Below are 24,302 nucleotides of genomic sequence, written 5' to 3'. Positions count from 1 at the left end.
CCTGTGCCACCTCGGCGAACGCAGCAAGCCGTTGATTCAGAACGAAATTTCAGCACACCGACCGGCCGCCGCTCCGGCCTTCCAGACGCAGAAGCAAAACGGCCTCTGGAGATCCAGAGGCCGTCTCAAGGGTTAACCCTGTAAGTAGAACCCGAATCAGCTTTCGCGGCTGGCGCGCTTGCGCTCGTGTTCCTTCAGGTGGCGCTTGCGCAGGCGCACGCTCTTGGGCGTGATCTCGACCAGTTCGTCGTCCTCGATGAACTCGACGCCGTATTCCAGCGTAAGGTCGATCGGCGGCGTGATCTTGATCGCGTCTTCCTTGCCGGACACGCGGAAGTTGGTCAGCTGCTTGGTGCGCGTGGCGTTGACCACGAGGTCGTTGTCGCGGCTGTGGATGCCGACGATCATGCCTTCGTACACCGGGTCGTTGGCGCGCACGAACATGCGGCCGCGGTCGTCCAGCTTTCCGAGGGCGTAGGTGAAGATCTCGCCGTCGTCCATGGAGATCAGCACGCCGTTCTTGCGGCCGCCGATGTCGCCCTTGTGCGGCTCGTAGCTGTCGAAGATGTTGCTGATGAGGCCGGAGCCGCGCGTCAGGTTCAGGAACTCGTTGGTGAAGCCGATCAGGCCACGCGCTGGAATGCGGTACTCCAGGCGCACGCGGCCACGGCCGTCCGGTTCCATGTTCACGAGCTCGCCCTTGCGCTCGCCCAGGGCCTGCATCACGCCGCCCTGGTGCTGGTCTTCGATGTCGGCCGTGACCAGTTCGATCGGCTCGTGCTTCTCGCCGTTGACGGTGCGGAACACCACGCGCGGCTTGGAGACGGCCATCTCGTAGCCTTCGCGGCGCATGTTTTCGAGCAGGATGGTCAGGTGCAGTTCACCGCGGCCCATGACCTCGAAGATGCCTTCTTCGTCGGTCTCGTTCACGCGCAGCGCCACGTTGTGCTGCAGTTCCTTCTGCAGGCGGTCCCAGATCTGGCGGCTGGTCACGAACTTGCCTTCGCGGCCGGCCAGCGGGCTGGTGTTCACGCAGAAGTTCATGGTCAGCGTGGGCTCGTCGACCTTGAGCATGGGCAGCGGTGCCGGGCTGGTGGGGTCGGTGATGGTCACGCCGATGCCGATGTCGCCCAGGCCGTTGATCAGCACGATCTCGCCGGGGCCGGCTTCGGTGGCCTGCACGCGGTCCAGGCCCTGGAAGGTCAGCACCTGGTTGACACGGCCCTTGTAGGACTTGCCGTCCGGGCCTTCCATGACGACCACGTCCATCATGGGCTTGATCGTGCCCTGGCTGATGCGGCCCACGCCGATGCGGCCGACGAAGGTGGAGAAGTCCAGTGCGGAGATCTGCAGCTGCAGCGGCGCGGACGCATCGCCCGAGTTCGCGGGAACGTGGTCCAGGATGGTGTCGAACAGGGCCGACATGTCCGAGCCCCACTGCTCGCCCGGTGCGCCTTCTTCGAGCGAGGACCAGCCGTTGATGCCGGAGGCGTAGACCACGGGGAAGTCGAGTTGTTCGTCGGTCGCGCCGAGCTTGTCGAACAGGTCGAACGCGGCGTTGACCACGTGCTGCGGGCGCGCGCCCGGCTTGTCGACCTTGTTCACGACGAGGATGGGCTTCAAGCCCAGCGCCAGCGCCTTCTTGGTCACGAAGCGCGTCTGCGGCATCGGGCCTTCCTGCGCGTCGATTAGCAGCACCACGCTGTCCACCATGGACAGCGCGCGTTCCACCTCGCCGCCGAAGTCCGCGTGGCCCGGGGTGTCGACGATGTTGATGTGCGTGCCCTTCCAGGTCACGGCACAGTTCTTCGCCAGGATGGTGATGCCGCGTTCCTTCTCGATGGCGTTGTTGTCCATCACGGTGTCGACGACCTTCTCGTGCTCGGCGAAGGTGCCGCTCTGGCGCAGCAGCTGGTCGACCATGGTGGTCTTGCCATGGTCGACGTGGGCGATGATGGCGATGTTGCGGATCTGTTTGCTCATGGTTGGGTTTCCAGGATCTGTTGGATTTCGGTCGGGCTCAGCAGCCGGGAGGGGATCAGCTCCCCGGCCTTGACATGGGCGGTGCCCAGAAGGGCATGCGGTTGGTCGCCGAAGACCGCGGCGGCATCGGCGTCGGGCCAGGCACCGCGCCTGCGCATGCCCGACAAAAAGCGCCCCGCATCCTGCTCGGACAAGGTGACGCGCGTGTGTTGTGGCAGCAGGGCTTCGCAAAGCAGCAGGCGTGCCAGGCGCTCTTCTTCGCTCAGCGCTTCGAGTGCCGCGAGCGTGATGCATTGCGCGGCCTCGAACGGGCCGGTCGCCACGCGGCGCAGCGCCACCAGGTGGCCGCCACAGCCCAGGGCTTCGCCGATGTCTTCGCCCAGCGTGCGGATGTAGGTGCCCTTGGAGCACTCCACCTTCAGGCGCAGGAAGGGCGCATCGCCCTCGAGCTGCATCTCGAGCAGCTCCAGTTCATGGATCACCACGTTGCGCGGCTGGCGCTCCACGATCTGGCCGGCGCGCGCGTACTCGTACAGCGCCTTGCCATCCTTCTTGAGCGCGCTGTGCATGGGCGGCAGCTGGGCGATGGGGCCCATGAAGCGGTCCAGCACCTCGACCACCTGGCCCATGCTGCAGGCCACGGGGCGCTGCTGGACGATCTCGCCCTCGGCATCGGCCGTGGTCGTCGTGAGCCCTAAGCGCACGGTGGTCTCGTAGGTCTTGTCGGCGTCCAGGTGCAGCTGGCTGAACTTGGTGGCCGCGCCGAAGCACAGCGGCAGCACGCCGGTGGCCAGCGGGTCCAGCGTGCCGGTGTGGCCGGCTTTTTCGGCGCGCAGCAGCCACTTCGCCTTCTGCAAGGCGTCGTTGCTGGAGAACCCCAGCGGCTTGTCGAGCAGCAACACCCCATGCACAGGGCGCCGCTGCACCCTGGTGCGTGGCGCTTGCATGGGCTAGTCGTCTTTGGAGCGCGAAGCGACGGCACGCGCGATCAGCGCGTTCATGTCGGCCGCACGCTCGGTGGTGCGGTCGAACTGGAAGTGCAGCGTCGGCACGGTGTGGATGTGCAGGCGCTTGAACAAATGGTTGCGCAGGAAGCCGGCGGCCTGGTTCAGCGCCGCTTCGCTCTCGGCAGGATCACCCACCAGCACGGTGAAGAACACCTTGGCGTGGGCGTAGTCCGGCGTGACCTCGACGGCCTGCACGGTGACCATGCCCACGCGCGGATCCTTCAACTCGCGCGCGATGATCTCCGTCAGATCGCGCTGGATCTGGTCGGCCACCTTCAGGCTGCGGTTGGGTGCTGCGGATTTCTTTGCTGGCATGTCAACTCTTCGACGGCGCTACGAGGCACCCGGTCTGCACTGTACGACGCTCACGATGCCAACGGCCGTCGCGGAACTGGCTTTGCCAGGCCGCAGACGGCGCCCCCTGGAGGGGATTGGCGGAGCGCGCAGCGCGCAGACTGGGGGTGGTCACAGTGTCCGGGCGATCTCCTTGATTTCGAACAGCTCGAGCTGGTCGCCTTCGCGGATGTCGTTGTAGTTGCGCAGCTTGATACCGCACTCGAAGCCTTCGCGCACTTCCTTGACGTCGTCCTTCATGCGGCGCACCGACTCGACCTCGCCCGTGTAGATGACCACGTTGTCGCGCAGCAGGCGGAAGTGGGCATTGCGCTGCACCACGCCATCGAGCACGTAGGAACCGGCGATCGTGCCGATCTTGGTCGCCACGAACACCGTGCGGATCTCGGCATGGCCGATGATCTCTTCGCGCTTCTCGGGCGCCAGCATGCCGGACATCGCGGTCTTCAGCTCGTCCACGGCGTCGTAGATGATGCTGTAGTACTTGAGGTCGACACCGTTGCCTTCGGCCAGCTTGCGCGCACCGACGTCGGCCCGCACGTTGAAGCCGATGACCACGGCCTTCGAGGCGATGGCCAGGTTGATGTCGGACTCGCTGATGCCGCCCACGCCGGTGTAGACCATCTGCACCTTGACCTCGTCGGTCGAGAGCTTGAGCAGCGACTGCGCCAGCGCTTCCTGCGAACCCTGCACATCGGCCTTGAGGATGATGGGCAGGACCTTGACTTCGCCAGCCGACAGGTCGGAGAACATGTTCTCCAGCTTGGCGGCCTGTTGCTTGGCCAGCTTGGTGTTGCGGAACTTGCCGGCGCGGTAGGTGGCGATCTCGCGGGCACGGCGCTCGTCGGCCATGACCATGAACTCGTCGCCGGCCTGCGGCACTTCCGTCAGGCCCTGAATCTCGACCGGGATCGACGGGCCGGCTTCCTTGGAGGGGCGGCCGTCTTCGTCGATCATGGCGCGCACGCGGCCCGAGGTCGAGCCGGCCAGCACCACGTCGCCGATCTTCAGCGTGCCGGACTGCACCAGCACGGTGGCGACTGGGCCGCGGCCCTTGTCCAGCTTGGCTTCGATGACCAGACCCTTGGCGGCCACGGCCACCGGTGCCTTCAGTTCCAGCACTTCGGCCTGCAGCAGCACCTGCTCGAGCAGCGCATCGATGTTCTTGCCGGTCTTGGCCGAGACTTCCACGAACGGCGAATCGCCGCCGAATTCTTCGGGCACGACCTGCTCGCCGACCAGCTCGCTGCGCACGCGCTCGCTGTTGGCATCGGGCTTGTCGATCTTGTTGATCGCAACCACGATGGGCACACCAGCCGCCTTGGCGTGCTTGATGGCTTCCTTGGTCTGCGGCATGACGCCGTCGTCGGCCGCCACCACCAGGATCACGATGTCGGTGGCCTGTGCGCCACGGGCCCGCATGGCCGTGAAGGCCTCGTGGCCCGGGGTGTCCAGGAAGGTCACCATGCCGCGCGGCGTGTCGACGTGGTAGGCGCCGATGTGCTGCGTGATGCCGCCGGCTTCGCCCGCGGCCACCTTGGCGGTGCGGATGCGGTCCAGCAGCGAGGTCTTGCCGTGGTCCACGTGGCCCATGACGGTGACCACCGGTGCGCGCGGCAGCGCTTCGGCCTGCTGGCCCTGCGCTTCGTCTTCGGTGAAGGCTTCCGGATCGTCCAGTGCCGCCACGACGGCCTTGTGGCCCATTTCCTCGACCACGATCATGGCCGTGTCCTGGTCCAGCGGCTGGTTCATGGTGGCCATCTGGCCCAGCTTCATGAGGTGCTTGATGACCTCGGACGCCTTGATCGACATTTTGTGCGCGAGCTCGGACACCGTGATCGTCTCGGGCACGTGCACTTCGATGATGCGCGCCTCGGCCGGTGCCGACTGGCCATGGTCGTCGCGCTGGTCGCGGCTGTCGCCACGGCGGCCACGCGGGCCGCTGCGCCAGTTGCCACGGCCCACGCCACCGCTGGAATCGCCGCGCGTGGGAATGGCCTTCTTCTTGGCCGGATCGCCGGCCCAGGCGGAAGACGTCTTGGCCGACTTGATTTCCTTGCCGGCACCGCCGGGGCCGCTTGGCGCCGGAGCACCCGGGCGCGCGCCCACGGCCGGGCGCACGCCGCCAGGCGTGGCAGGCTTGTGCAGCGTGCCCTTGACGCCGGGCTTGGCGGCTTCGACCGGCTTGGCGACGGGCTTGGGCTCTTCCTTCTTGGCGATCAGCACCTTCTTGGGCGCAGCCATCATGGAACGGATGGCGGCCGCCTCGGCTTCGGCCTTGCGGCGGCGCTCGGCCAGTTCGCTGGCACGCGCAGCTTCTTCCTCGGCACGGGCCTTGGACGCGGCAGCCGCGGCGGCGGCCTTGTCGGCCTGGGCCGTGGCGGCGGCGGTGGGGGCTGCTGCAGGCGCCGGAGCGGCTGCAGGAGCAGGAGCGGCTGCAGCCGGCGCGCCAGCCAGCTTGGCCTCGGCCGCACGGGCAGCGTCAGCCTGGGCCTGGGCCTGCTCGGCGCTCTTGCGCGCGGCCTCGGCCGCAGCAGCCGCGGCAGCGGCTTCGCGCTCGGCCTTCTCGGCGGCTTCGCGGTCGCGGCGCTCCTGCGCTTCACGCGCCCGGCGCTGCTCGGCCAGTTCTTCTTCCTGGCGGCGCAGGGCTTCGGCATGCTCGCGCGCCTCTTCCTCGCGGCGGGCGAGTTCGGCCTCTTCACGCTCGGCGGCGCGTTCGGCTTCCTCGTTGCCTTCGGTCTGCACTTCGCCTTCGGCGGCGTCGTCGCGCTTGATGAAGGTGCGCTTCTTGCGCACCTCGACCTGGATCGTGCGGGCACGGCCCGAGGCGTCGGCCTGCTTGATCTCGGTGGTCGACTTCTTGACCAGTGTGATCTTCTTGCGGTCGGCGCTCTGCGTGCCATGGCTGGCCTGCAGGTAGCTCAACAGCTTTTGCTTGTCGGTCTCGGACAGCGTATCGGCGGATGAGGACTTGGCGACACCGGCACCCTTGAGCTGTTCCAGCAGGGTTTCGGCGGGCTTCTTCAGCTCAGTGGCGAATTCAGCGACGGTGGTGGTGGACATGTACTGCGCAACCTTTCATAGCCATTACTCATGCGAAGCGGCGTCGCTGGAGAACCAGTGCTCGCGCGCCTTCATGATCAGGGCCGTGGCCTCGTCCGCGGACTGGCCTGTGATATCTGTGAGTTCGTCGACGGCCAGATCGGCCAGATCGTCGCGGGTGTTCACCCCGTTCGCTTGGAGCTTGTCGATCATCTCGGCCGACAGGCCTTCGAGGTCGCGCAGGTTCTGCGACACCCCTTCTGCGCCTTCTTCCCTGGCGATTTCCATGGTCAGCAGCGCATCCTTGGCGCGCGAGCGCAGCTCGGTGACCGTCTCTTCGTCGAAGCTTTCGATCTCCAGCATTTCCTGCAGCGGCACGTAGGCCACTTCCTCCAGGCTGGTGAAGCCTTCGGAGATCAGGATGTCGGCGATCTCTTCGTCCACATCGAGCTTTTCCATGAACAGCTTGCGGCTGGAGTCGGTCTCCTCGGCCTGCTTCTGCGCCGATTCGGCGGCGTCCATGATGTTGATCTTCCAGCCGGTCAACTCGGCCGCCAGGCGCACGTTCTGGCCGCCACGGCCAATCGCAATGGCGAGGTTCTCCTCATCCACGACGACGTCCATGGCATGGCGCTCCTCGTCGACGACGATGGAGGACACGTTGGCCGGGGCCAGCGCGCCGATCACGAACTGCGCCGGGTCTTCGCTCCACAGCACGATGTCCACGCGCTCGCCAGCCAGCTCGTTGGTGACCGCATTGACACGCGTGCCGCGCACGCCGACGCAGGTGCCGATCGGATCGACGCGCTTGTCGTGCGAGACCACGGCGATCTTGGCCCGCGAGCCGGCATCGCGGGCGCAGGACTTGATCTCCAGCAGGCCTTGCTCGATCTCGGGCACTTCCTGGCGGAACAGTTCGACCATGTAGGCGGGCGAGGAGCGCGACAGGATGATGGGCGCGCCGCGCAGCGTGAGGTCGACCTCCATGATCATGGCCCGCACGCGGTCGCCCGTGCGCAGGTTTTCCTTGGGGATCATCTCGCTGCGGCGCAGCCGGCCTTCGACGCGGCCGCTCTCCACGATGATGTCGCCCTTGTCCATGCGCTTGACGGTGCCGACGAAGATCTTGTCGCCACGGCTCATGAAGTCGTTGAGCAGCATCTCGCGCTCGGCGTCACGGATCTTCTGCAGGATCACCTGCTTGGCGGCCATGGCACCGATGCGGCCGATCGGCACGGACTCCACCGGCTTCTCGATGTAGTCGCCCTCTTCGATGTCGGCGATGTCCTCCTTGACGTCGGAGTACAGCTCCTCGGCCTCAGGGTTCTGCAGGCCGGCGGAATCGGGCACGACCAGCCAGCGGCGGAAGGTCTCGTAGACCCCGTTGTCGCGGTCCACCGCCACACGGATGTCCACTTCGCCCTGGTACAGCTTCTTGGTGGCCTGGGCCAGGGCGGCCTCGACCGCGCCGAACACGACATCGCGCTCCACGTTCTTCTCGCGCGAGATCGCGTCGACCAACATCAGCATTTCGCGGTTCATGTCATGCTTCTCCTGCAGTCTTCATTCGTTGCGGGGACATCCGGGGGCGTCCCTTCATTCTTCGGCGGCCGCACTGTTGCCACGGCCCTTGAAATTCACCACCGGCGCCAGGCGGGCGTCGCGCAGTTCGTCCAGCGTGAAGCCCAGCACGTGCACGGGCAGATCGACCTTCTTGCGCGATGGCTTCTGTCCGGGCTTGGGTGCGGGCGGCTCTTCGCTCCACAGCAGCTGCCATTGCGCTGCCTGGCCCTCGGCGGCAGCCGCCCCACGTTCGAGCCGGCCGCGGAACTTCTTGCGGTTGGCGGACACCTGGCCATCGGCCGCGGCGCCCAACGGCGCCTTGAGCGTGAGGTCGACCAGCTCGCCGGCAAAGCGCTCGAAGTCGGCTTCGTTGCGCAGCGGGCGATCGATGCCGGGCGAGGACACTTCGAGCCGGCGATACTCCACGCCCTCGACCTCCAGGCCGAATTGCAGCTGGCGCGTGACCTTCTCGCAGTCTTCCACCGTGACGAACTGCTCGGCACCCTTGTCGGTGCCCGGCGCCCAGGGATGGTCGATCGTGATGCGCAGCAAGCCCCCGGCAGAGCGCTCGATCTCCACCAAGTCGTATCCCAGACCTTCGACAGTCTTGGTCACCAGCTCCTGCAATGCCACGGCTCTCCTTCAACCCAAACGACTAGCGCCAAACACGACTGACGCCAAACACGACTCACGCATTTGCATGGCGCAAGTCTCAAAATCAAGCGACCAAAAAAAATGGGCCGGTAGCTACCCGCCCATTTGGTCGTGAAGCGCGCATTCTAGCCCAAATTTGTCACGCTGTGTACACCCACAGGTGCGGCGGCTGCCACCAGGCTGCGCGTATAGGGGTGTTCCGGGCGGTCCAGAAGCCTGTCGGCCGGCCCGGATTCGACGATGGCGCCGTCCTTCATGACGATGACCTCGTGCGCCATGGCCCGCACCACGTCCACATCGTGCGTGATGAGCAGGTAGGCCAGGCCCCGCGCGCGCTGCAGTTTTTGCAGCAGCTCGAGCACCTGCTTCTGGATCGTCACATCCAGCGCGCTGGTGGGCTCGTCCAGCACCAGCAGCTGAGGCTCGACGATCAGCGCACGCGCGATCGCGATGCGCTGGCGCTGGCCGCCAGAGAACTCGTGCGGATAGCGCTGCAGCAGTGCCGGGAAGCGCTCGCCCGTCATGCCCACGTCGGCCAACGCCGCCTGCACACGTGGGCGGCGCTGCTCGGGCGTGAGTTCGGGCGCGTGCACGCGCAGGCCCTCGCCGACGATCTCCTCGATGGTCATGCGCGGCGACAGCGAGGAGAACGGGTCCTGGAACACCACCTGCACGGCGCGGCGCAGCGCCAGTTCGGCGCGTCGCCCACCGCCCCAGGCGCCGCCGGCCACCTCGAGCCGGCCTTGCGACGGCAGCAGACCCAGCGCCGCGAGCGCCAGTGTGGACTTGCCCGAGCCGGATTCGCCGATCACGCCCAGCGTGCGGCCCGGCGGCACGGCGAAGTCCGCGCCCTTGACGGCCTCGAAGCGGCCCTTGCGGAACCAGCCCGCGATGCCGGGCAGCGTGACCGGGTAGCTCACGCGCATGGCCTCGGCGCGCAGCACGGGTGGGCCCTCGGCCGGCGCTTCCTGCACGTCGCGCTGCGGCCGGCTGTCGATGAGCCGGCGCGTGTAGGGGTGCCTGGGCTGGGCGAAGACTTCCTCGACGGCGCCCTGTTCCACGATGTGGCCGGCCTCCATGACGGCCACGCGGTCGGCGAAGCGGCGCACCAGGTTCAGGTCGTGCGTGATCAGCAGCACGGCCATGCCGTTCCTGCGCTGCAGGTCGGAGAGCAGGTCCAGGATCTGGCCGCGCAGCGTCACGTCCAGCGCGGTGGTGGGTTCGTCGGCCAGCAGCAGCGCGGGCTTGCAGGCCAGCGCCATGGCGATCATGGCGCGCTGGCGCTGCCCACCCGACAGCTGGTGCGGGAAGGCGCCGGCGCGGCGTTCGGGCTCGGGGATGCCGGTGTCGCCGAGCAGGCGCACGGCCTCACGCCAGGCCTCGCCGCGCAGCAGCGCCTGCTTGAGCTGCAGCACCTCGGCGATCTGCTCGCCCACGGTGTAGAGCGGGTTCAGCGCCGTCATCGGCTCCTGGAAGATCATCGCGATCTCCTGCCCGCGGATCGCGCGCAGGTCGCGTTCGGGCAGGCTCACGAGGTCGGTCCAGCCCGCGCGGCTCTGGAACAGCGCCTGGCCCGCCACCTGCGCGTCCGGCACCAGGCGCAGCAGGCTCAGCGCCGTGACGGTCTTGCCGGAACCGGACTCGCCCACCAGCGCGAGCTTCTCGCCGGGGGCCAGCGCGAAGTCCACGCCATGCACCACGGTGTGGCCGCCGAAGGAGACCTGCAGCTGTTTGGCGTTCAGCAACAAAGGCAGGGTCATTTCTCGGCCTTTCGCGGATCGAGCGCATCGCGCAGCGCGTCGCCCATGAAGGTCAGCAGCAGCAAGGTCAGCACCAGCACGGCGAAGGTGGACATGGAGATCCACCAGGCGTCGATGTTGGCCTTGCCCTGGCTCAGCAGTTCGCCCAGCGAGGGCGTGCCGGGCGGCACGCCCAGGCCCAGGAAGTCGAGCGAGGTCAGCGCCAGGATGGCCGCGCTCATGCGGAACGGCAGAAAGGTCACGACCGGCACCATGGAGTTGGGCAGGATGTGGCGCCACATGATCTGCACGCTGGACACGCCCAGCGCGCGCGCGGAGCGCACGTAGTCCATCTGCCGGTTGCGCAGGAACTCGGCCCGCACGTAGTCCGACAGCCCCATCCAGCCGAACAGCGACAGCAGCAACAGCAGCAGCGCCACGCTGGGCGCGAAGATGGCGCTGAAGATGATGAGCAGGTACAGCTCGGGCATGGAGCCCCAGATCTCGATGAAGCGCTGGAACGCCAGGTCGGTCTTGCCGCCGAAGTAACCCTGGATGGCGCCCGTCACCACGCCCAGCACCACGCCGATCACGGTCAGCGCGAGCGCGAACAGCACGCTCACGCGAAAGCCGTAGATGAGCTGGGCCAGCAGGTCGCGCCCGCGGTCGTCGGTGCCGAAGAAATTCTCGCCCGAGGGCGCGGCCGGATTCGGCTTGCCCGCGAAGTAGTTCAGCGTGCGCGGACCGTAGGGATTGGGCGCGTAGACAGCCCAGTTGTCGCCGGCCGTGATGCGCTGGCGGATGAAGGGGTCGAGGTAATCGGCCGGCGTCTCGAAGTCGCCGCCGAAGACCTTCTCGGAGTAGTCGCGCAGCACCGGGTAGTAGGTCTGCCCTTCGTAGCGCACGACCAGCGGCTTGTCGGTGGACAGCACCTCGGCGAACAGGCTCAGCACCACCAGCGTGGTGAAGACGACCAGGCTCCAGAAGCCCAGCTTGTTGCGGCGAAAACGCTGCCAGGCGCGGCGGCCGGGCGAGAGGTGGCGCGGCTCGGGCGCCGGCGCTGGCGCCGCGGTCGTGGGTGGCATGGTGTTGCTAGTCAAATTTCACCCGTGGATCGACCAGCACATAGGACAGGTCGCTGATCAGCTTGGTCACGAGGCCGATCAGCGTGAACAGGAACAGCGTGCCCATCACCACCGGATAGTCGCGCCGGATCACGCTTTCGTAGCTGAGCAGGCCCAGGCCGTCGAGCGAGAACAGCGTTTCGATCAGCAGCGATCCCGTGAAGAAGGCACCGATGAAGGCCGCCGGAAAGCCCGTGATGATGGGAATCAGCGCATTGCGGAACACGTGCTTCCAGAGCACGCGGCGCTCGTCCAGGCCCTTGGCGCGCGCCGTCAGCACGTACTGCTTGCGGATCTCCTCGAGGAAGGCGTTCTTGGTCAGCATGGCCGTCACCGCGAAGCTGCCCATCACCATGGCCGTCACCGGCAGCGTGATGTGCCAGAGGTAGTCGACGATGCGCGCACCCCAGGACAGCTGCTCCCAGTTCGGCGAGACCAGCCCGCGCAACGGAAACCACTGCAACTGCCCGCCGAACACCACGAGCAGCGCAACGCCCAGCACGAAGCCCGGGATCGCATAGCCGACCAGCACGATCAGCGTGGTGACGAAGTCAAAGCGCGAACCCGCACGCACCGCCTTGGCCACGCCCAGCGGCACGGCGATCAGGTAGCTGATGAAGAAGGTCCACAGCCCGAGGCTGATGGACACCGGCATCTTCTCCTTGATGAGGTCCCAGACGCCCTTGCGCTGGTAGAAGCTCTGGCCCAGGTCGAACTGCGCAAAGGACTTGAGCATCTGCCAGAAGCGCTCCGTGGCCGGCTTGTCGAAGCCGTAGAGCGCCCGGATCTCGGCGATGCGCTCGGGGCCGAGATCGCGCATGCCGCGCGTGTCGGACACCACCACGCCGGCCTCCCCGCCCGCGCCGCGCCCGCGCAACTCCGACAGCATCTGCTCCACCGGTCCGCCGGGCACGAACTGGATGACCACGAAGGTGAGGGTCAGCACGCCGATCAGCGTCGGAACCACCAGCAGCAGGCGCTTGAGGATGTAGTTCAGCATGGTCGATGTCGGTGCATTCAGCGGTTGTCCGGTGAGGCCCACCAGGTCGAGACGGCCCAGCCGTCGGCCTCGTAGTAGGGCGGAATGCTGTCGGGCAGCACGAAGGGCCGCGGCCTGTAGCCGATCAGGAAGGCCTTGCCGTGGTACTGCGGAATCACGTAGTGGCCGTGGGTCAGCACCCGGTCCAGCGCGCGCTTGGAGGCCACCTGCTCCTTGTCGGTCGTCGCGGCACCCACCTTGTCGATCAAGGCATCCACCGCCGGGTCGGCGATGCCCGCATAGTTGGATGAGCCGGGCGTCGCGGCTGCCTTGGAGCCGAAGAGTTCGCGCAGACCACTGGGTGCCAGATCGCCGAGAGGCATCATGTTGATGCTGGTCATCTCGTAGTCGAAGGTGTCCATGCGCTGCTGCGACAGCGCGTAGTCCACGTTGCGGATCGTCAGCGCGATGCCGAGCTTGCGCAGCGCCGCCTGGTAGGGGGCGATCACCCGCGTCAAGGAGGGCTGGTCGCTGAGGTACTCGATCGTGAACGGCTCCCCTCGCGCGTTGCGCAAGGCCCCGTCGCGGTAGGTCCAGCCGGCTTGCTGCAGCAGTTCCCGCGCCTGGCGCAGGTTGTCGCGCAGGCTGCCGGGGGGCTCCGTCGTCGGCATCGTCACGGCCGGACCGAACACCTCGGGCCGCAGGCGGGCGCGCAATGGATCGAGCAAGGCCAGCTCCGCCGCATCCGGCAGTCCGCGCGCGCGGAACTCGCTGTTCGGGAAGTAGTCCTCGGTGCGCGTGTAGATGCCGTAGAACAGTTGGCGGTTCAGCCACTGGAAGTCCAGCGCCAGGCCCAGCGCCTGCCGCACCCGGATGTCCTGGAACTTGGGGCGGCGCAGGTTGAGCAGCGTCGCCTGGAACATCGCGGGGTTCTGGTTCTCGAACGCGCGCTTCACTACGTCGCCCCGGTCGAACGGCCGTCCGTAGTACTGGCGTGCCCAGTTGCGCGAGGTGAACTCGCGCATGAAGTCCACCTCGCCCGCCTTCAAGCCCTCGAACTGGGCGGTCTGGTCCAGGTAGATCTTGAACGTCACCCGGTCGAAATTGAACTGTCCCTTGCGCGTGGGCAGTTCGGCGCCCCAGTAGTCCGGATCGCGGACGTAGGTGGTGTCGCGCCCCAGGGCTCCACTGGGAATGCGGTACGGCCCTGAACCGATGGGCACGTCCGTAACGACCTGGTCGAAGGGCTTGCCACGCCCCCAGGCGCGGCTGAAGACCGGCATGCCGCCCACGATCAGCGGCAGGGAGCGGTCCGGCGTGGTGAACTCGAAGCGCACCGTGCGCTGGTCCACGGCAACCACGCGGCGCACCTGCGAATACACCGCGGGGTACGTGGGCGCGACGTACTTGCTGGTGAAGACCTCGAAGGAATGCACCACGTCCGCGGCCAGCACCGGCTCGCCATTGCTGAAGCGCGCCTTGGGGTTCAGCCTGAAGGTCGCGGAGAGGAAGTCCGCAGCCACCTCGACGTCCTCGGCCAGCAACCCGTACGCGGTCGTGCGCTCCTCGTCGTTGCCGATCAGCAGCGACTCGAACACCAGGGAGTAACCCAGTCCGGCCTGCGACAGCCCATAGGGCGCCGACCCGCGCAGCGTGAACGGATTGAACTTGTCGAAATTGGTGGGCCGCGTCGGCGGGACCATGCGGATCTCGCCGCCCTTGGGCGCATTCGGGTTGACATAGGAGAAGTGGGTGAAGTCCGGCCCGTATTTGATGTCGCCGAACTGGGCATAGGCATGCGCCCCCCAGGCAGGCAACGCAAGAAAGGCCACCAGCCAGGCCATGCACAGACACCGAATCTTCATGCGGCGATTCTGTGCCATGCGCTGCGGTGCACGTCCTGGCGCGCTGGCGCACCTTCGGGTGGTCGGGTGAGGCTCATGGCTGCTTCGCCCACCACATGGTCAGCAGCCAGGAGCGCGCCAGCAGGCGCTGCGGCAGGGCCGCATCCGGGTGCTGCAGCCAGGCCTTGCGCGCGACGTAGTAGCGGCTGTCGTAGTACATGGGCACGCCATAGTGCTGGTGCAGCAGGAACCGGTCAAGCAGGCGCGCACCCGCGGCCAGCGTGGTGCGGTCGTGGCTGTCGACGATCAGCGCGATCAGCTCGTCGATCACGGGATCGCTGATGCCGGCCAGGTTGCGGCTGCCCTTCTGCGCAGCCGCCACCGACCCCAGGTCGTCGAGGAGTTCGTTGCCGGGACTGGACGACCCGGCCAGCAGGTCGACCGCCATGTCGAACTCGAAGGCATCCTGCCGTGCCTTGATCAGGCTGGCATCGCGCAGTCGCAGGCGCAACTCGATGCCGAGCTTGGCGAGGTTGCGCACATAGCCTGCCAGCACCGCCTCCGAAGCGCGGCTGGCGATGTCGAGCTCGACCACGAAGGGCTCGGACGCCGCGTTGCGCAGCGCTCCGTCGCGGTAGTGCCAGCCGGCTTCGTTCAGCAAGTCCCTGGCCTGCAGCAACTGGCGGCGCAGGGCATCGGCCTTGCTGCCGGTGGCGGCGGGCCGGGGCAGCTCGCCACGCGTCATGTCGGTGTAGCGCGTGCGCAGGCGCAGCTGCTGCAGCAAGGCCTCCTCCTGCGCGGTCATGGCCGGCCCGGCCATCAGGTCGTCGCTGTTCTGGAAGTAGCTCTGCGTGCGCACCCGGCGCCCGTAGAACAGGCGCTGGTTCATCCAGTCGAAATCGAAGGCCAGCGCGAACGCCTGGCGCACGCGCAGGTCGGCAAAGCGCGCCTGGCGCAGGTTGAACACCAGCGCCTGCATGCCGGTGGAGCGCCGGTGCGCGATCTCTTCCTTGACCAGTTCACCGCTGGCGAAGCGGGCGCCCTGGTAGCGGCGCAGCCAGGCACTGATCGACCCCTCTTCCAGGGCGTCGAGCGCGCCGACCTTGAGCGACTCCTCCTCGCCCAGGCGGTCCTTGAAGTACTCGTAGCGCACCCGGTCGAAGTTGAACATACCGCGCCGCACCGGCAGCTCCGCGGCCCAGTAGTCGGCCCGGCGGCGGTAGCTGATGCTGCGGCCGAACTCCGCCCGCTCCACCACGTAGGGGCCGCTGGCCAGCGGCGCCTCGGTCAGGATCTGGTCCAGCGGCTTGCCCTGGCCCCAGGCCCGCGAGAACACCGGCATCTGGCCGAGGATCATGTGCAGCTCGGCATTGCGCTGCTTGAAGTCGAAACGGATGCTGCGCTCGCCGGTGACCACGGCCTGCTTCACGCCCGACCAGTAGGCGCGGAAGGTGGGGCTGGCCTGCGGGCCCGTCAATGTGTCGAAGGAGTACTTGACGTCTGCCGCCAGCACCGGCGTGCCATCGGAGAACCTGGCCTTGGGATGCAGGCGGAACACGACGCTCAGGCCGTCCGGCGCCAGCGCCACATCCTGGGCCAGCAGGCCATAGGTGGAGAACGGTTCGTCCTCGCTCGGTGTCGTCAGCGAGTCGAACAGCAGGCCGTACTCGGCAAACACGAAGCCGTTGGAAAAACCCATGCCGGCCGGCGGCGTGCCGCGCAACGTGAACGGATTGAGCTTGTCGAAACCACCGGCAGCCGACAGGACCAACTCGCCGCCCTTGGGGGCGTTCGGGTTCACATAGTCGAAATGCGAAAACGTGGCTGGGTACTTGGGCGTGTAGCCCATGCCCAACGCCGATGCCGCACCCACCGGAAGCGCCAGCAACGCTGCCGTGGACAGCACGGCCAGCATCGGAAGCACGCGGTATCGCATGCGACAATTCTGCACCAATCGCCCTGCCGCCTCGGATAAACCCTGAACAGGTGCCGCCGGCAGGCTTCATCGCAACGAACGAGAAGAACCACATGGGATTCCTGACTGGCAAGAAGCTGCTGATCACCGGCGTGCTGTCCAACCGCTCCATCGCCTACGGCATCGCCAAGGCCTGCCACGAACAGGGCGCCGAACTGGCGTTCAGCTACGTCGGTGAGCGCTTCAAGGACCGCATCACCGAGTTCGCGGCCGACTTCGGTTCCAAGCTGATCTTCGATTGCGACGTGGGCGACGACGCGCAGATCGCCAAGCTGTTCGAGGACCTTGGCGCGGTCTGGCCCAAGTTCGACGGCTTCGTGCACAGCATCGGCTTTGCGCCGCGCGAAGCGATCGCGGGCGACTTCCTCGAAGGCCTGTCGCGCGAAGCCTTCAAGATCGCCCACGACATCAGCGCCTACAGCTTCCCGGCCATGGCGAAGGCTGCTCTGCCCTACCTGAACGACAAGTCGGCGCTGCTCACGCTGACCTACCTGGGCGCCGTGCGCACCGTGCCCAACTACAACACCATGGGCCTGGCCAAGGCCTCGCTGGAAGCCTCGGTGCGCTACCTGGCCGGCTCGCTGGGCCCCAAGGGCATCCGTGTGAACGGCGTGAGTGCCGGCCCGATCAAGACCCTGGCCGCCAGCGGCATCAAGGGCTTCGGCAAGCTGCTGCCGGCCGTGGCGGCGGTCTCGCCGATCCGCCGCAACGTGACCATCGAGGACGTGGGCAACGTCGCCGCCTTCCTGTTGTCGGACCTGGCCGGCGGCGTGACGGCCGAGATCACCTATGTGGACGGCGGCTTCAGCCAGGTCGTCGGCGGCATCGACGCCGAGTAAGCACCGCCGCGCGCTGCTGATCGCAGCGCTGGGCATTTCCTTGCCCGCCTGGGCCGCACCGCCCAGGCTCATGCTCGCCAACGTCTACCGCCGCGGCATGCCGCTGGCCGGCTACTGGGTCAGCGAGAAGTACGACGGACTGCGCGGCTACTGGGATGGCCAGCAACTCTGGACCCGCGGCGGTGAGCGCGTCCATACGCCCGCGTGGTTCACGGCCCCGCTGCCGGCCGTGCCGCTGGACGGCGAACTCTGGGCTGGCCGGGGCCGCTTCGAACACGCGCTGTCCACCGTGCGCAGCCAGCAGAGCATGGATGCGGCCTGGCGCGCGATGCGCTTCATGGTGTTCGATGTGCCCGCCGAGCCCGGCGACTTCGACCACCGGCTCGCGCGGCTGCAGCAGATGCTGCCCATCGCCGCAGCACCCTGGATCATCGCCGTGCCGCAGCAGCGCGCCACCACGCACGCGGCCTTGCAAGCGCTGCTCGACCGGGTCGTGAAGGACGGCGGCGAAGGCCTCATGCTGCACCTGGGCAGCGCCCCCTACCGCAGCGAGCGCAGCGACGACCTGCTGAAGTTCAAACCCTACGACGATGCCGAGGCCCGCGTCATCGGGCACCTGCCCGGCCAGGGCAAACACGCCGGCCGCATGGGCGCCCTGCTCGTGGAGACCGGCGAGGGCCGGCGCTTCAGGCTCGGTGGCGGCTTCACCGACGCGCAACGCGACGACCCGCCCGCCATCGGCAGCCTGGTCACCTACCGCTACAACGGGCTGAACGCGAGCGGCCTGCCGCGCCACGCGCGCTTCCTGCGCGTGCGCGAAGACGGCTGAAACTCAGATCGTGCGGCCGTAGGGCCCGTCGCTGCCCACCTGCACCAGCTCGTCGCCGCTGACCTTCTGCGACTCGGGCATCGGCTTGCCCTCGGCCACGCAGTCGGCGAAGTAGCTCACATTGCCGTGGTCGTCCTCGACCTCCACGAGCCCGTGGATGTCGGTCTCGAAGCCCGGGCACAGCAGGTTGAACTCCCGCGAGAACTTGAGGTAGTCGACGATCTTCTTGTTGAAGACTTCGCCCGGGATCAGCAGCGGAATGCCGGGCGGGTACGGCGTGACCAGGCTGGTGGTGATGCGGCCTTCGAGTTCGTCGATCGGCACGCGCTGGGTCTTGCGGTGCGCGATGTGCGCGTAGGCATCGCTGGGCTTCATCGCAGGCGTGAGGTCCGACAGGTACATCTCGGTCGTCAGCCGCGCGATGTCGTACTTGGCGTACAGCTGGTGCACGTGCTGGCACAGGTCGCGCAGGCCCATGCGCTCGTAGCGCTTGTGCTGCTGGCAGAACTCCGGAAGGATGCGCCACATCGGCTGGTTCTTGGCGTAGTCGTCCTTGAACTGCTGCAGCGCCGCCAGCATGGTGTTCCAGCGGCCCTTGGTGATGCCGATCGTGAACATGATGAAGAAGCTGTACAGCCCCGTCTTCTCCACGATGATGCCGTGCTCGGCCAGGTACTTGGTGACGATGCTGGCCGGGATGCCCTCGGCGGCGAACTTGCCGTCCAGGTCCAGGCCCGGCGTGACGATGGTGGACTTGATCGGGTCCAGCATGTTGAAGCCGTCGGCCAGGTCGCCGAACCCGTGCCATTTGGCGGCCTCCGCGTCCTTGATGATCCAGTCGTCGGCCGTGCCCACGCCCTCTTCGACCAGTTGATCAGGTCCCCAGACCTTGAACCACCACTCGTCGACGCCGAATTCGCGTTCGACTTGGCGCATGGCGCGGCGGAAGTCCAGCGCCTCCAGGATGCTCTCTTCCACCAGCGCGGTGCCGCCGGGCGGCTCCATCATCGCGGCCGCCACGTCGCAGCTGGCGATGATGGCGTACTGCGGACTGGTCGAGGTGTGCATCAGGAACGCCTCGTTGAACAGGTGGCGGTCCAGCTTGCGGTCCTGCGAATCCTGCACCAGCACATGGCTGGCCTGGCTGATGCCGGCCAAGAGCTTGTGCGTGGATTGCGTGGCGAACACCAGCGCGTCCTTGGGCCGCGCGCGGCGCTTGCCCATGGCGTGGTAGGAGCCATAGAACGGGTGGAAGGCCGCGTGCGGCAGCCAGGCCTCGTCGAAGTGCAGCGTGTCCACGTAGCCGTCGAGCTTGCGCTTGATGGTCTCGGTGTTGTAGAGCACACCGTCGTAGGTGGACTGCGTGACCGTCATCACGCGCGGCTTGACGGTCTCGGCATCCACGCCGGCCAGCAGCGGGTTGGCGCGGATCTTGGCCCTGATCGCCTCGGGCTCGAACTCGCTCTGCGGGATCGGGCCGATGATGCCGAAGTGGTTGCGCGTGGGCTTCATGAACACCGGGATCGAGCCGGTCATGATGATCGCGTGCAGGATGGACTTGTGGCAGTTGCGGTCCACCACCACCACGTCGCCCGGCGCCACCGTGTGGTGCCACACCATCTTGTTGGACGTGCTGGTGCCGTTGGTCACGAAGAAGCAGTGGTCGGCGTTGAAGATGCGCGCGGCGTTGCGCTCGCTCTCGGCCACCGGGCCGGTGTGGTCCAGCAGCTGGCCGAGTTCCTCCACCGCGTTGCAGACGTCGGCGCGCAGCATGTTCTCGCCGAAGAACTGGTGGAACATCTGGCCCACCGGGCTCTTCAAGAACGCCACGCCGCCCGAGTGGCCCGGGCAGTGCCACGAATACGAGCCATCCTCGGCATAGTCCAGCAGCGCCTTGAAGAACGGCGGCTGCACGCCTTCCAGGTAGCTCTTGGCCTCGCGGATGATGTGGCGCGCCACGAACTCCGGCGTGTCCTCGAACATGTGGATGAAGCCGTGCAGCTCGCGCAGGATGTCGTTGGGCATGTGCCGCGAGGTCTTGGTCTCGCCGTACACGTAGATCGGCACGTCCAGGTTCTTGCGGCGCACTTCCTCGATGAACTTGCGCAGGTTCAGCACCGCCGGGTCGAGGTCCGGGCCGGCGCTGAACTCCTCATCGTCGATCGACAGGATGAAGGCGCTGGCGCGGCTTTGCTGCTGGGCGAACTGCGACAGGTCGCCATAGCTCGTGACGCCCAGCACCTCGAAGCCCTCGCTTTCGATGGCCTGGGCGAGCGCGCGGATGCCCAGGCCGGAGGTGTTCTCCGAACGGTAGTCCTCGTCGATGATGACGATGGGAAAGCGAAACTTCATGGGCAGCTCCGGCCAGGCGGAAATGGAAAGGCGCGAAGTGTACGGACAATGCGTGACGCCCCGATGCGCACAGCGGCTTTTGACCCACAATGCGCGGCATTCACAGGAGGACAGCACCCATGGGCATCGCAGATTCGACCTTCTGGTGGCTGCTGGTAGGCGCCTGCATCGTGCTGGAGCTGGTCACCGGCACCTTCTATCTGTTGATGCTCGCGCTGGGCTTCGTGGCCGCGGCGCTGGCCGCCTACCTGGGCCTGGCGCTGACCGGCCAGGTCGCCACGGCGGCGATCGCCGGCGGTGGCGCGGTGGCCATCTGGTACGCCGTCCGCAGCGCGCGCGGCCGCCAGGCCGCCGCCACGACCAACCCCGACATGAACCTGGACATCGGCGAGACGCTCTCGGTGGACAGCTGGAATCCGGACGGCACGGCCTCCGTACACTACCGCGGCGCGCGCTGGACCGTGGTGCAGCGCGCCGCACAGCCAGCCGAAGCCGGCCTGTACCGCGTGGTCGGCGTGGTCGGCAACCGGCTGATGGTCGACAAGGCCTGAACGCATTTCCCTTTCAACGCGCTGGAGGTTCCCGGATGGAAGTCGCACTCGTCCTATTGGTCATTGCCGCGGTGTTCGTTTCGCAGTCGATCAAGGTCGTGCCGCAGCAGAACGCCTGGGTCGTCGAGCGGCTCGGCAAGTACCACAGCACGCTGACGCCGGGCCTGAACTTCCTGCTGCCCTTCGTCGACAAGGTGGCCTACAAGCACAGCCTGAAGGAAATCCCGCTGGACGTGCCCAGCCAGGTCTGCATCACGCGCGACAACACGCAGCTGCAGGTCGACGGCATCCTGTACTTCCAGGTGACCGATCCGATGCGCGCGAGCTACGGCTCGTCCAACTACATCGTGGCCGTCACGCAACTGGCGCAGACCTCGCTGCGCAGCGTGATCGGCAAGCTCGAACTCGACAAGACCTTCGAGGAGCGCGACATCATCAACGCCCAGGTCGTCGCCGCCATCGACGAGGCCGCGCTGAACTGGGGCGTCAAGGTGCTGCGCTACGAGATCAAGGACCTCACGCCGCCGGCCGAGATCCTGCGCTCCATGCAGGCGCAGATCACGGCCGAGCGCGAGAAGCGCGCGCTGATCGCCGCCTCCGAAGGCCGGCGCCAGGAGCAGATCAACATCGCCACGGGCGAGCGTGAGGCCTTCATCGCGCGCTCCGAGGGTGAGAAGCAGGCCGCCATCAACCAGGCCCAGGGCGAGGCCGCCGCCATCACCGCCGTGGCCGATGCCACGGCCCAGGCCATCGAGCGCGTGGCCGCCGCGATCCGCCAGCCCGGCGGCAACGAGGCTGTGCAGCTCAAGGTGGCAGAGGCCGCCGTCAACGCCTACGGCAAGGTCGCGGCCGACGCCACCACCACCCTGATCGTGCCGAGCAATATGGCCGATACCGCGGCCCTCATCAGTTCGGCCATGAACATGGTGCGGCTGCAGTCGCCCAGGCCATGAGCGACCCGGTGGCGCACAACGTGCTGGGCTCCGAACTGGTGCCCTGCTCCTATGCGCCGCTGACGGGCTACTTCCGCGACGGCTGCTGCAACACCGACGACAGCGACCTGGGCGCGCACGTCATCTGCGCGCGCGTGACGGCTGCCTTCCTGGCCTTCTCCAAGCTGCGCGGCAACGACCTCTCGACACCCCGGCCGGAGCACCGCTTCGCCGGCCTGCAACCTGGCGACCGTTGGTGCCTGTGCGCGGCGCGCTGGAAAGAGGCGCACGAGGCCGGCTGCGCCCCACACGTGGTGCTGGAGTCCACGCACATCAGCGCGCTGGAGTTCGTTTTGCTGGAAGATTTGCAGCGCCACGCCTGGCCGCAGCGGAATGCGGCAAATTGACTGCTAGAATCGCGGGCTTCCCACGGAGCGGTGGATGAGTGGTTTAAGTCGCACGCCTGGAAAGCGTGTGTGGGTTAATAGCCCACCGCGGGTTCGAATCCCGCCTGCTCCGCCAAGACAGTCAGAAAAACGGCCCTTCGGGGCCGTTTTTCGTTTCTGCCCGTCTTTCAGCGCGTCAGGATGCGGGACTCGTCGACGACGTCCTGCACTCCATGGGTCCACCAACGGTCCGTCTGCTTCAGGCAGACTCGGGGCCGGACGGACAGTGATTTCAAGGGAGTCCACTATGGTTCGGCGACTGCTGTGCGCGCTCGGCCTGCTCTGCACGCAGGCGTTCGGGATTGCTGTCCACGCAGAGGGCGCCTTGTTCGAGGTGCCCACCCGTGAGAACGTCCTGACCACCGTGTTCTGGGAGGCTGCGCCCGATGCCAAGGCCACGGTGCTGCTGTTTCCCGGCGGCGCAGGCGGGTTCGGCAAAGTCGTCGATGGCAAGGCCAGCGGGGGCAACTTCCTGGTGCGCTCGGCGCCGGACTTCCTCGCGCGGGGATTCAACGTCGCGATCTTCGGGCGCCCCAACGGCACGGAGCTTGGCTGGGTGGAACGCACCGAACCCGAGCACATGGCCGACGCCGCCGCGGTCCTTGCGTTCGTGCGGCAAAAGAGCAGCCTGCCCGTGTGGATCGTCGGAACCAGCCGCGGCACGATCTCGGCGGCGGCCATGGCGATCCAGGTACTGAGTCCTGCCGTCGCCGGCCTGGTGCTGACCTCCAGCGTGGTCCGCCACGCCACGCCCGGCGCCGTGCCACGGCAGGACCTGCAGGCCATCCGGCTGCCGGTGCTGGTCTACCACCACGCCCGGGACGCCTGCAAGCACTGCCAGGCCAGCGACACCCCGCTCATCATGTCAGGGCTGTCCAATGCACCGGTCAAGAAGCTGATGGTGGTGGACGGCGGGGCCAACCCCGTTGGCGACGTCTGCGCGGCCCGGCATTGGCACGGCTTCATCGGCATGGAGCAGCAGGCGATCGCGCAGATCACCGATTGGATTAAGGCTCCCCAACAGTAGCGGGCCACAGCCCCCAGGAAATCGCCCGCCATGACCAACTTCTTGAAGTCCACCATCGCCGCCGTCATCTTGGCTGTTGCCGGTGTCCATGCGCACGCGGGCCCAGTGCGCGAAAGTCTTTCTGCCAGCGACACCCGCGGCGAGATCAGTTTTCGATCGGCTGGGGCCCATGCGTCCAGGCGCGACATCCGGGCAGTCGGCAAGCTTGAACTCGACGCGGAGATCTCAGGGACCATTTCATTCCCCGGCGTGTTCGGAACGAATGCCTCGGCCGCCAACAAGGTACCCGCCGTAGTCCTCATGCACGGCAGCAACGGACCCAACAAGTCGGTGAAAGCCTGGGCCGACTACTTGAATGGCATCGGCGTTGCCACCTTCACGCTGGACTACTTCACAGGCCGGGGCATCCAGAAAACGATGGAGGACCAAAGCCAGATCGGCCAGATCGTTCCGGCCATCGATGCGCTGTTGGCGCTGCGCTTGCTGGCCTCCCACCCATTCATCGACGCGCAGCGCATTGCCGTCATGGGATTTTCCAAGGGCGGAACGAGCGCCCAGGTCGCGTCCTTCAAGGTCATGAATGAACTGGTTCTCGGGAAAAAGAGCCCGTTGCAGTTCGCAGGCCACCTCGCCTTCTACGGTGGCTGTGCGGCAGCGGCCCAAACCACCGGCGCACCCATCCTGATGCTGGTCGGTGAGGCCGAGGATTACGTCCCGCTGGCCAACTGCCGCCACGCTTACAAGGTCATGAAGATGAAGGGCGCCAACATCCAGCTGGTCACCTATCCCGGCGCGTACCACGGGTTCGATACGGGCAACAAGATCGTGTTCCATCCGAACTTCCAGACAACCGCTGCCTGCCGGTCTGTCGAGGACTACGACTCCGGAAGGTTCTACGTTCCGAACTCGGCCAACCCGATGCAGGCCGTTGGTCGGGAAGACATGCTGCGCCACCCCTGTGACCGGCAACAGCGAGGCGCGCACACCGGCGGCGACCCTGCCGCCGCTCGCGCGGCCAAGGACGAAGTGACCCGTTTCGTCAAGACGTATCTGCAGCGCTGA

Annotated in this window: 19 protein-coding genes and 1 tRNA gene; 8 read left to right on the top strand and 12 right to left on the bottom strand. The window is 66.9% G+C overall.

The annotated features are described in order from the left end of the window. Positions 1-156 precede the first annotated feature (156 nt). The 11 genes from typA to ACSQ4M_RS19700 all read right to left on the bottom strand — a co-directional run bounded on the left by typA (position 157) and on the right by ACSQ4M_RS19700 (position 16,225). Positions 157-1,983, bottom strand: a complete 1,827-nt coding sequence (typA, locus tag ACSQ4M_RS19750; RefSeq protein WP_436191125.1) for a translational GTPase TypA — start codon at positions 1,981-1,983, stop codon at positions 157-159. Continuing rightward, entirely contained in the window at positions 1,980-2,930 is a 951-nt protein-coding gene (truB, locus tag ACSQ4M_RS19745; RefSeq protein ID WP_436191124.1) for a tRNA pseudouridine(55) synthase TruB, read from the bottom strand. The genes typA and truB overlap by 4 nt, the downstream gene beginning before the upstream one ends. Positions 2,931-2,933: 3 nt before the next feature. Continuing rightward, a complete protein-coding gene (gene rbfA, locus ACSQ4M_RS19740) occupies positions 2,934-3,305 on the bottom strand; it encodes a 30S ribosome-binding factor RbfA (protein WP_436191123.1) in 372 nt (123 codons plus the stop codon). A gap of 150 nt (positions 3,306-3,455) precedes the next feature. Beyond that, a complete protein-coding gene (infB, locus tag ACSQ4M_RS19735; protein WP_436191122.1) occupies positions 3,456-6,407 on the bottom strand; it encodes a translation initiation factor IF-2 in 2,952 nt (983 codons plus the stop codon). A 24-nt stretch (positions 6,408-6,431) separates the two neighbouring features. Further along, positions 6,432-7,928: a transcription termination factor NusA gene (nusA, locus tag ACSQ4M_RS19730; protein WP_436191121.1), complete on the bottom strand. Its 1,497-nt coding sequence runs from the start codon at positions 7,926-7,928 to the stop codon at positions 6,432-6,434. A 54-nt stretch (positions 7,929-7,982) separates the two neighbouring features. Continuing rightward, positions 7,983-8,582 (bottom strand): ribosome maturation factor RimP, encoded by a 600-nt coding sequence (rimP, locus tag ACSQ4M_RS19725; protein ID WP_436191120.1) that lies wholly within the window; start codon positions 8,580-8,582, stop codon positions 7,983-7,985. A 146-nt stretch (positions 8,583-8,728) separates the two neighbouring features. After that, complete coding sequence (locus tag ACSQ4M_RS19720; protein WP_436191119.1) at positions 8,729-10,363, bottom strand: ABC transporter ATP-binding protein; 1,635 nt, start codon at positions 10,361-10,363, stop codon at positions 8,729-8,731. Next, positions 10,360-11,427: an ABC transporter permease gene (locus tag ACSQ4M_RS19715; protein ID WP_436191118.1), complete on the bottom strand. Its 1,068-nt coding sequence runs from the start codon at positions 11,425-11,427 to the stop codon at positions 10,360-10,362. The genes ACSQ4M_RS19720 and ACSQ4M_RS19715 overlap by 4 nt, the downstream gene beginning before the upstream one ends. A gap of 7 nt (positions 11,428-11,434) precedes the next feature. Further along, positions 11,435-12,466 carry a microcin C ABC transporter permease YejB gene (locus ACSQ4M_RS19710; RefSeq protein WP_436191117.1) on the bottom strand — a complete coding sequence of 344 codons (1,032 nt, stop codon included), beginning with the start codon at positions 12,464-12,466 and terminating at the stop codon, positions 11,435-11,437. Positions 12,467-12,483: 17 nt separating this feature from the next. Further along, positions 12,484-14,310 (bottom strand): extracellular solute-binding protein, encoded by a 1,827-nt coding sequence (locus ACSQ4M_RS19705; RefSeq protein WP_436191116.1) that lies wholly within the window; start codon positions 14,308-14,310, stop codon positions 12,484-12,486. A 73-nt stretch (positions 14,311-14,383) separates the two neighbouring features. Further along, positions 14,384-16,225, bottom strand: a complete 1,842-nt coding sequence (locus ACSQ4M_RS19700) for an extracellular solute-binding protein (RefSeq protein WP_436191115.1) — start codon at positions 16,223-16,225, stop codon at positions 14,384-14,386. Between the two features lie 92 nt (positions 16,226-16,317). Here ACSQ4M_RS19700 and fabI point away from each other — a divergent pair, with 92 nt between their 5' ends. Then, positions 16,318-17,103, top strand: coding sequence for an enoyl-ACP reductase FabI (fabI, locus tag ACSQ4M_RS19695; RefSeq protein WP_436191114.1), 786 nt, complete (start codon positions 16,318-16,320; stop codon positions 17,101-17,103). After that, complete coding sequence (locus ACSQ4M_RS19690; protein WP_436191113.1) at positions 17,054-17,932, top strand: DNA ligase; 879 nt, start codon at positions 17,054-17,056, stop codon at positions 17,930-17,932. Before fabI ends, ACSQ4M_RS19690 begins: the two co-directional genes overlap by 50 nt. 3 nt (positions 17,933-17,935) lie before the next feature. Here the strand turns inward: ACSQ4M_RS19690 and ACSQ4M_RS19685 are convergent, their stop codons facing one another. Next, positions 17,936-20,284: an Orn/Lys/Arg decarboxylase N-terminal domain-containing protein gene (locus ACSQ4M_RS19685; protein ID WP_436191112.1), complete on the bottom strand. Its 2,349-nt coding sequence runs from the start codon at positions 20,282-20,284 to the stop codon at positions 17,936-17,938. A 119-nt stretch (positions 20,285-20,403) separates the two neighbouring features. Between ACSQ4M_RS19685 and ACSQ4M_RS19680 the strand changes: the two genes are divergently transcribed. The 6 genes from ACSQ4M_RS19680 to ACSQ4M_RS19655 all read left to right on the top strand — a co-directional run bounded on the left by ACSQ4M_RS19680 (position 20,404) and on the right by ACSQ4M_RS19655 (position 24,302). Then, on the top strand, positions 20,404-20,835 hold the full coding sequence (locus ACSQ4M_RS19680) for an NfeD family protein (protein WP_436191111.1): 432 nt from the start codon (positions 20,404-20,406) through the stop codon (positions 20,833-20,835). A gap of 35 nt (positions 20,836-20,870) precedes the next feature. Continuing rightward, positions 20,871-21,788, top strand: coding sequence for an SPFH domain-containing protein (locus ACSQ4M_RS19675; RefSeq protein ID WP_436191110.1), 918 nt, complete (start codon positions 20,871-20,873; stop codon positions 21,786-21,788). Continuing rightward, positions 21,785-22,174: a DUF2237 family protein gene (locus ACSQ4M_RS19670; protein ID WP_436191109.1), complete on the top strand. Its 390-nt coding sequence runs from the start codon at positions 21,785-21,787 to the stop codon at positions 22,172-22,174. The genes ACSQ4M_RS19675 and ACSQ4M_RS19670 overlap by 4 nt, the downstream gene beginning before the upstream one ends. Positions 22,175-22,198: 24 nt before the next feature. Then, a tRNA-Ser gene (locus ACSQ4M_RS19665) sits at positions 22,199-22,289 on the top strand. 171 nt (positions 22,290-22,460) lie between these two features. Next, entirely contained in the window at positions 22,461-23,240 is a 780-nt protein-coding gene (locus ACSQ4M_RS19660) for an alpha/beta hydrolase (protein WP_436191108.1), read from the top strand. 30 nt (positions 23,241-23,270) lie between these two features. After that, positions 23,271-24,302, top strand: a complete 1,032-nt coding sequence (locus ACSQ4M_RS19655) for a dienelactone hydrolase family protein (protein ID WP_436191107.1) — start codon at positions 23,271-23,273, stop codon at positions 24,300-24,302.

The sequence above is a fragment of the Pseudorhodoferax sp. LjRoot39 genome (genome assembly GCF_964253035.1).
Taxonomy (GTDB): Bacteria; Pseudomonadota; Gammaproteobacteria; order Burkholderiales; family Burkholderiaceae_C; genus Pseudorhodoferax.
The sequence above is the reverse complement of the archived record's forward strand: the minus strand, read 5'-3'. Positions and strand labels throughout refer to the sequence as shown.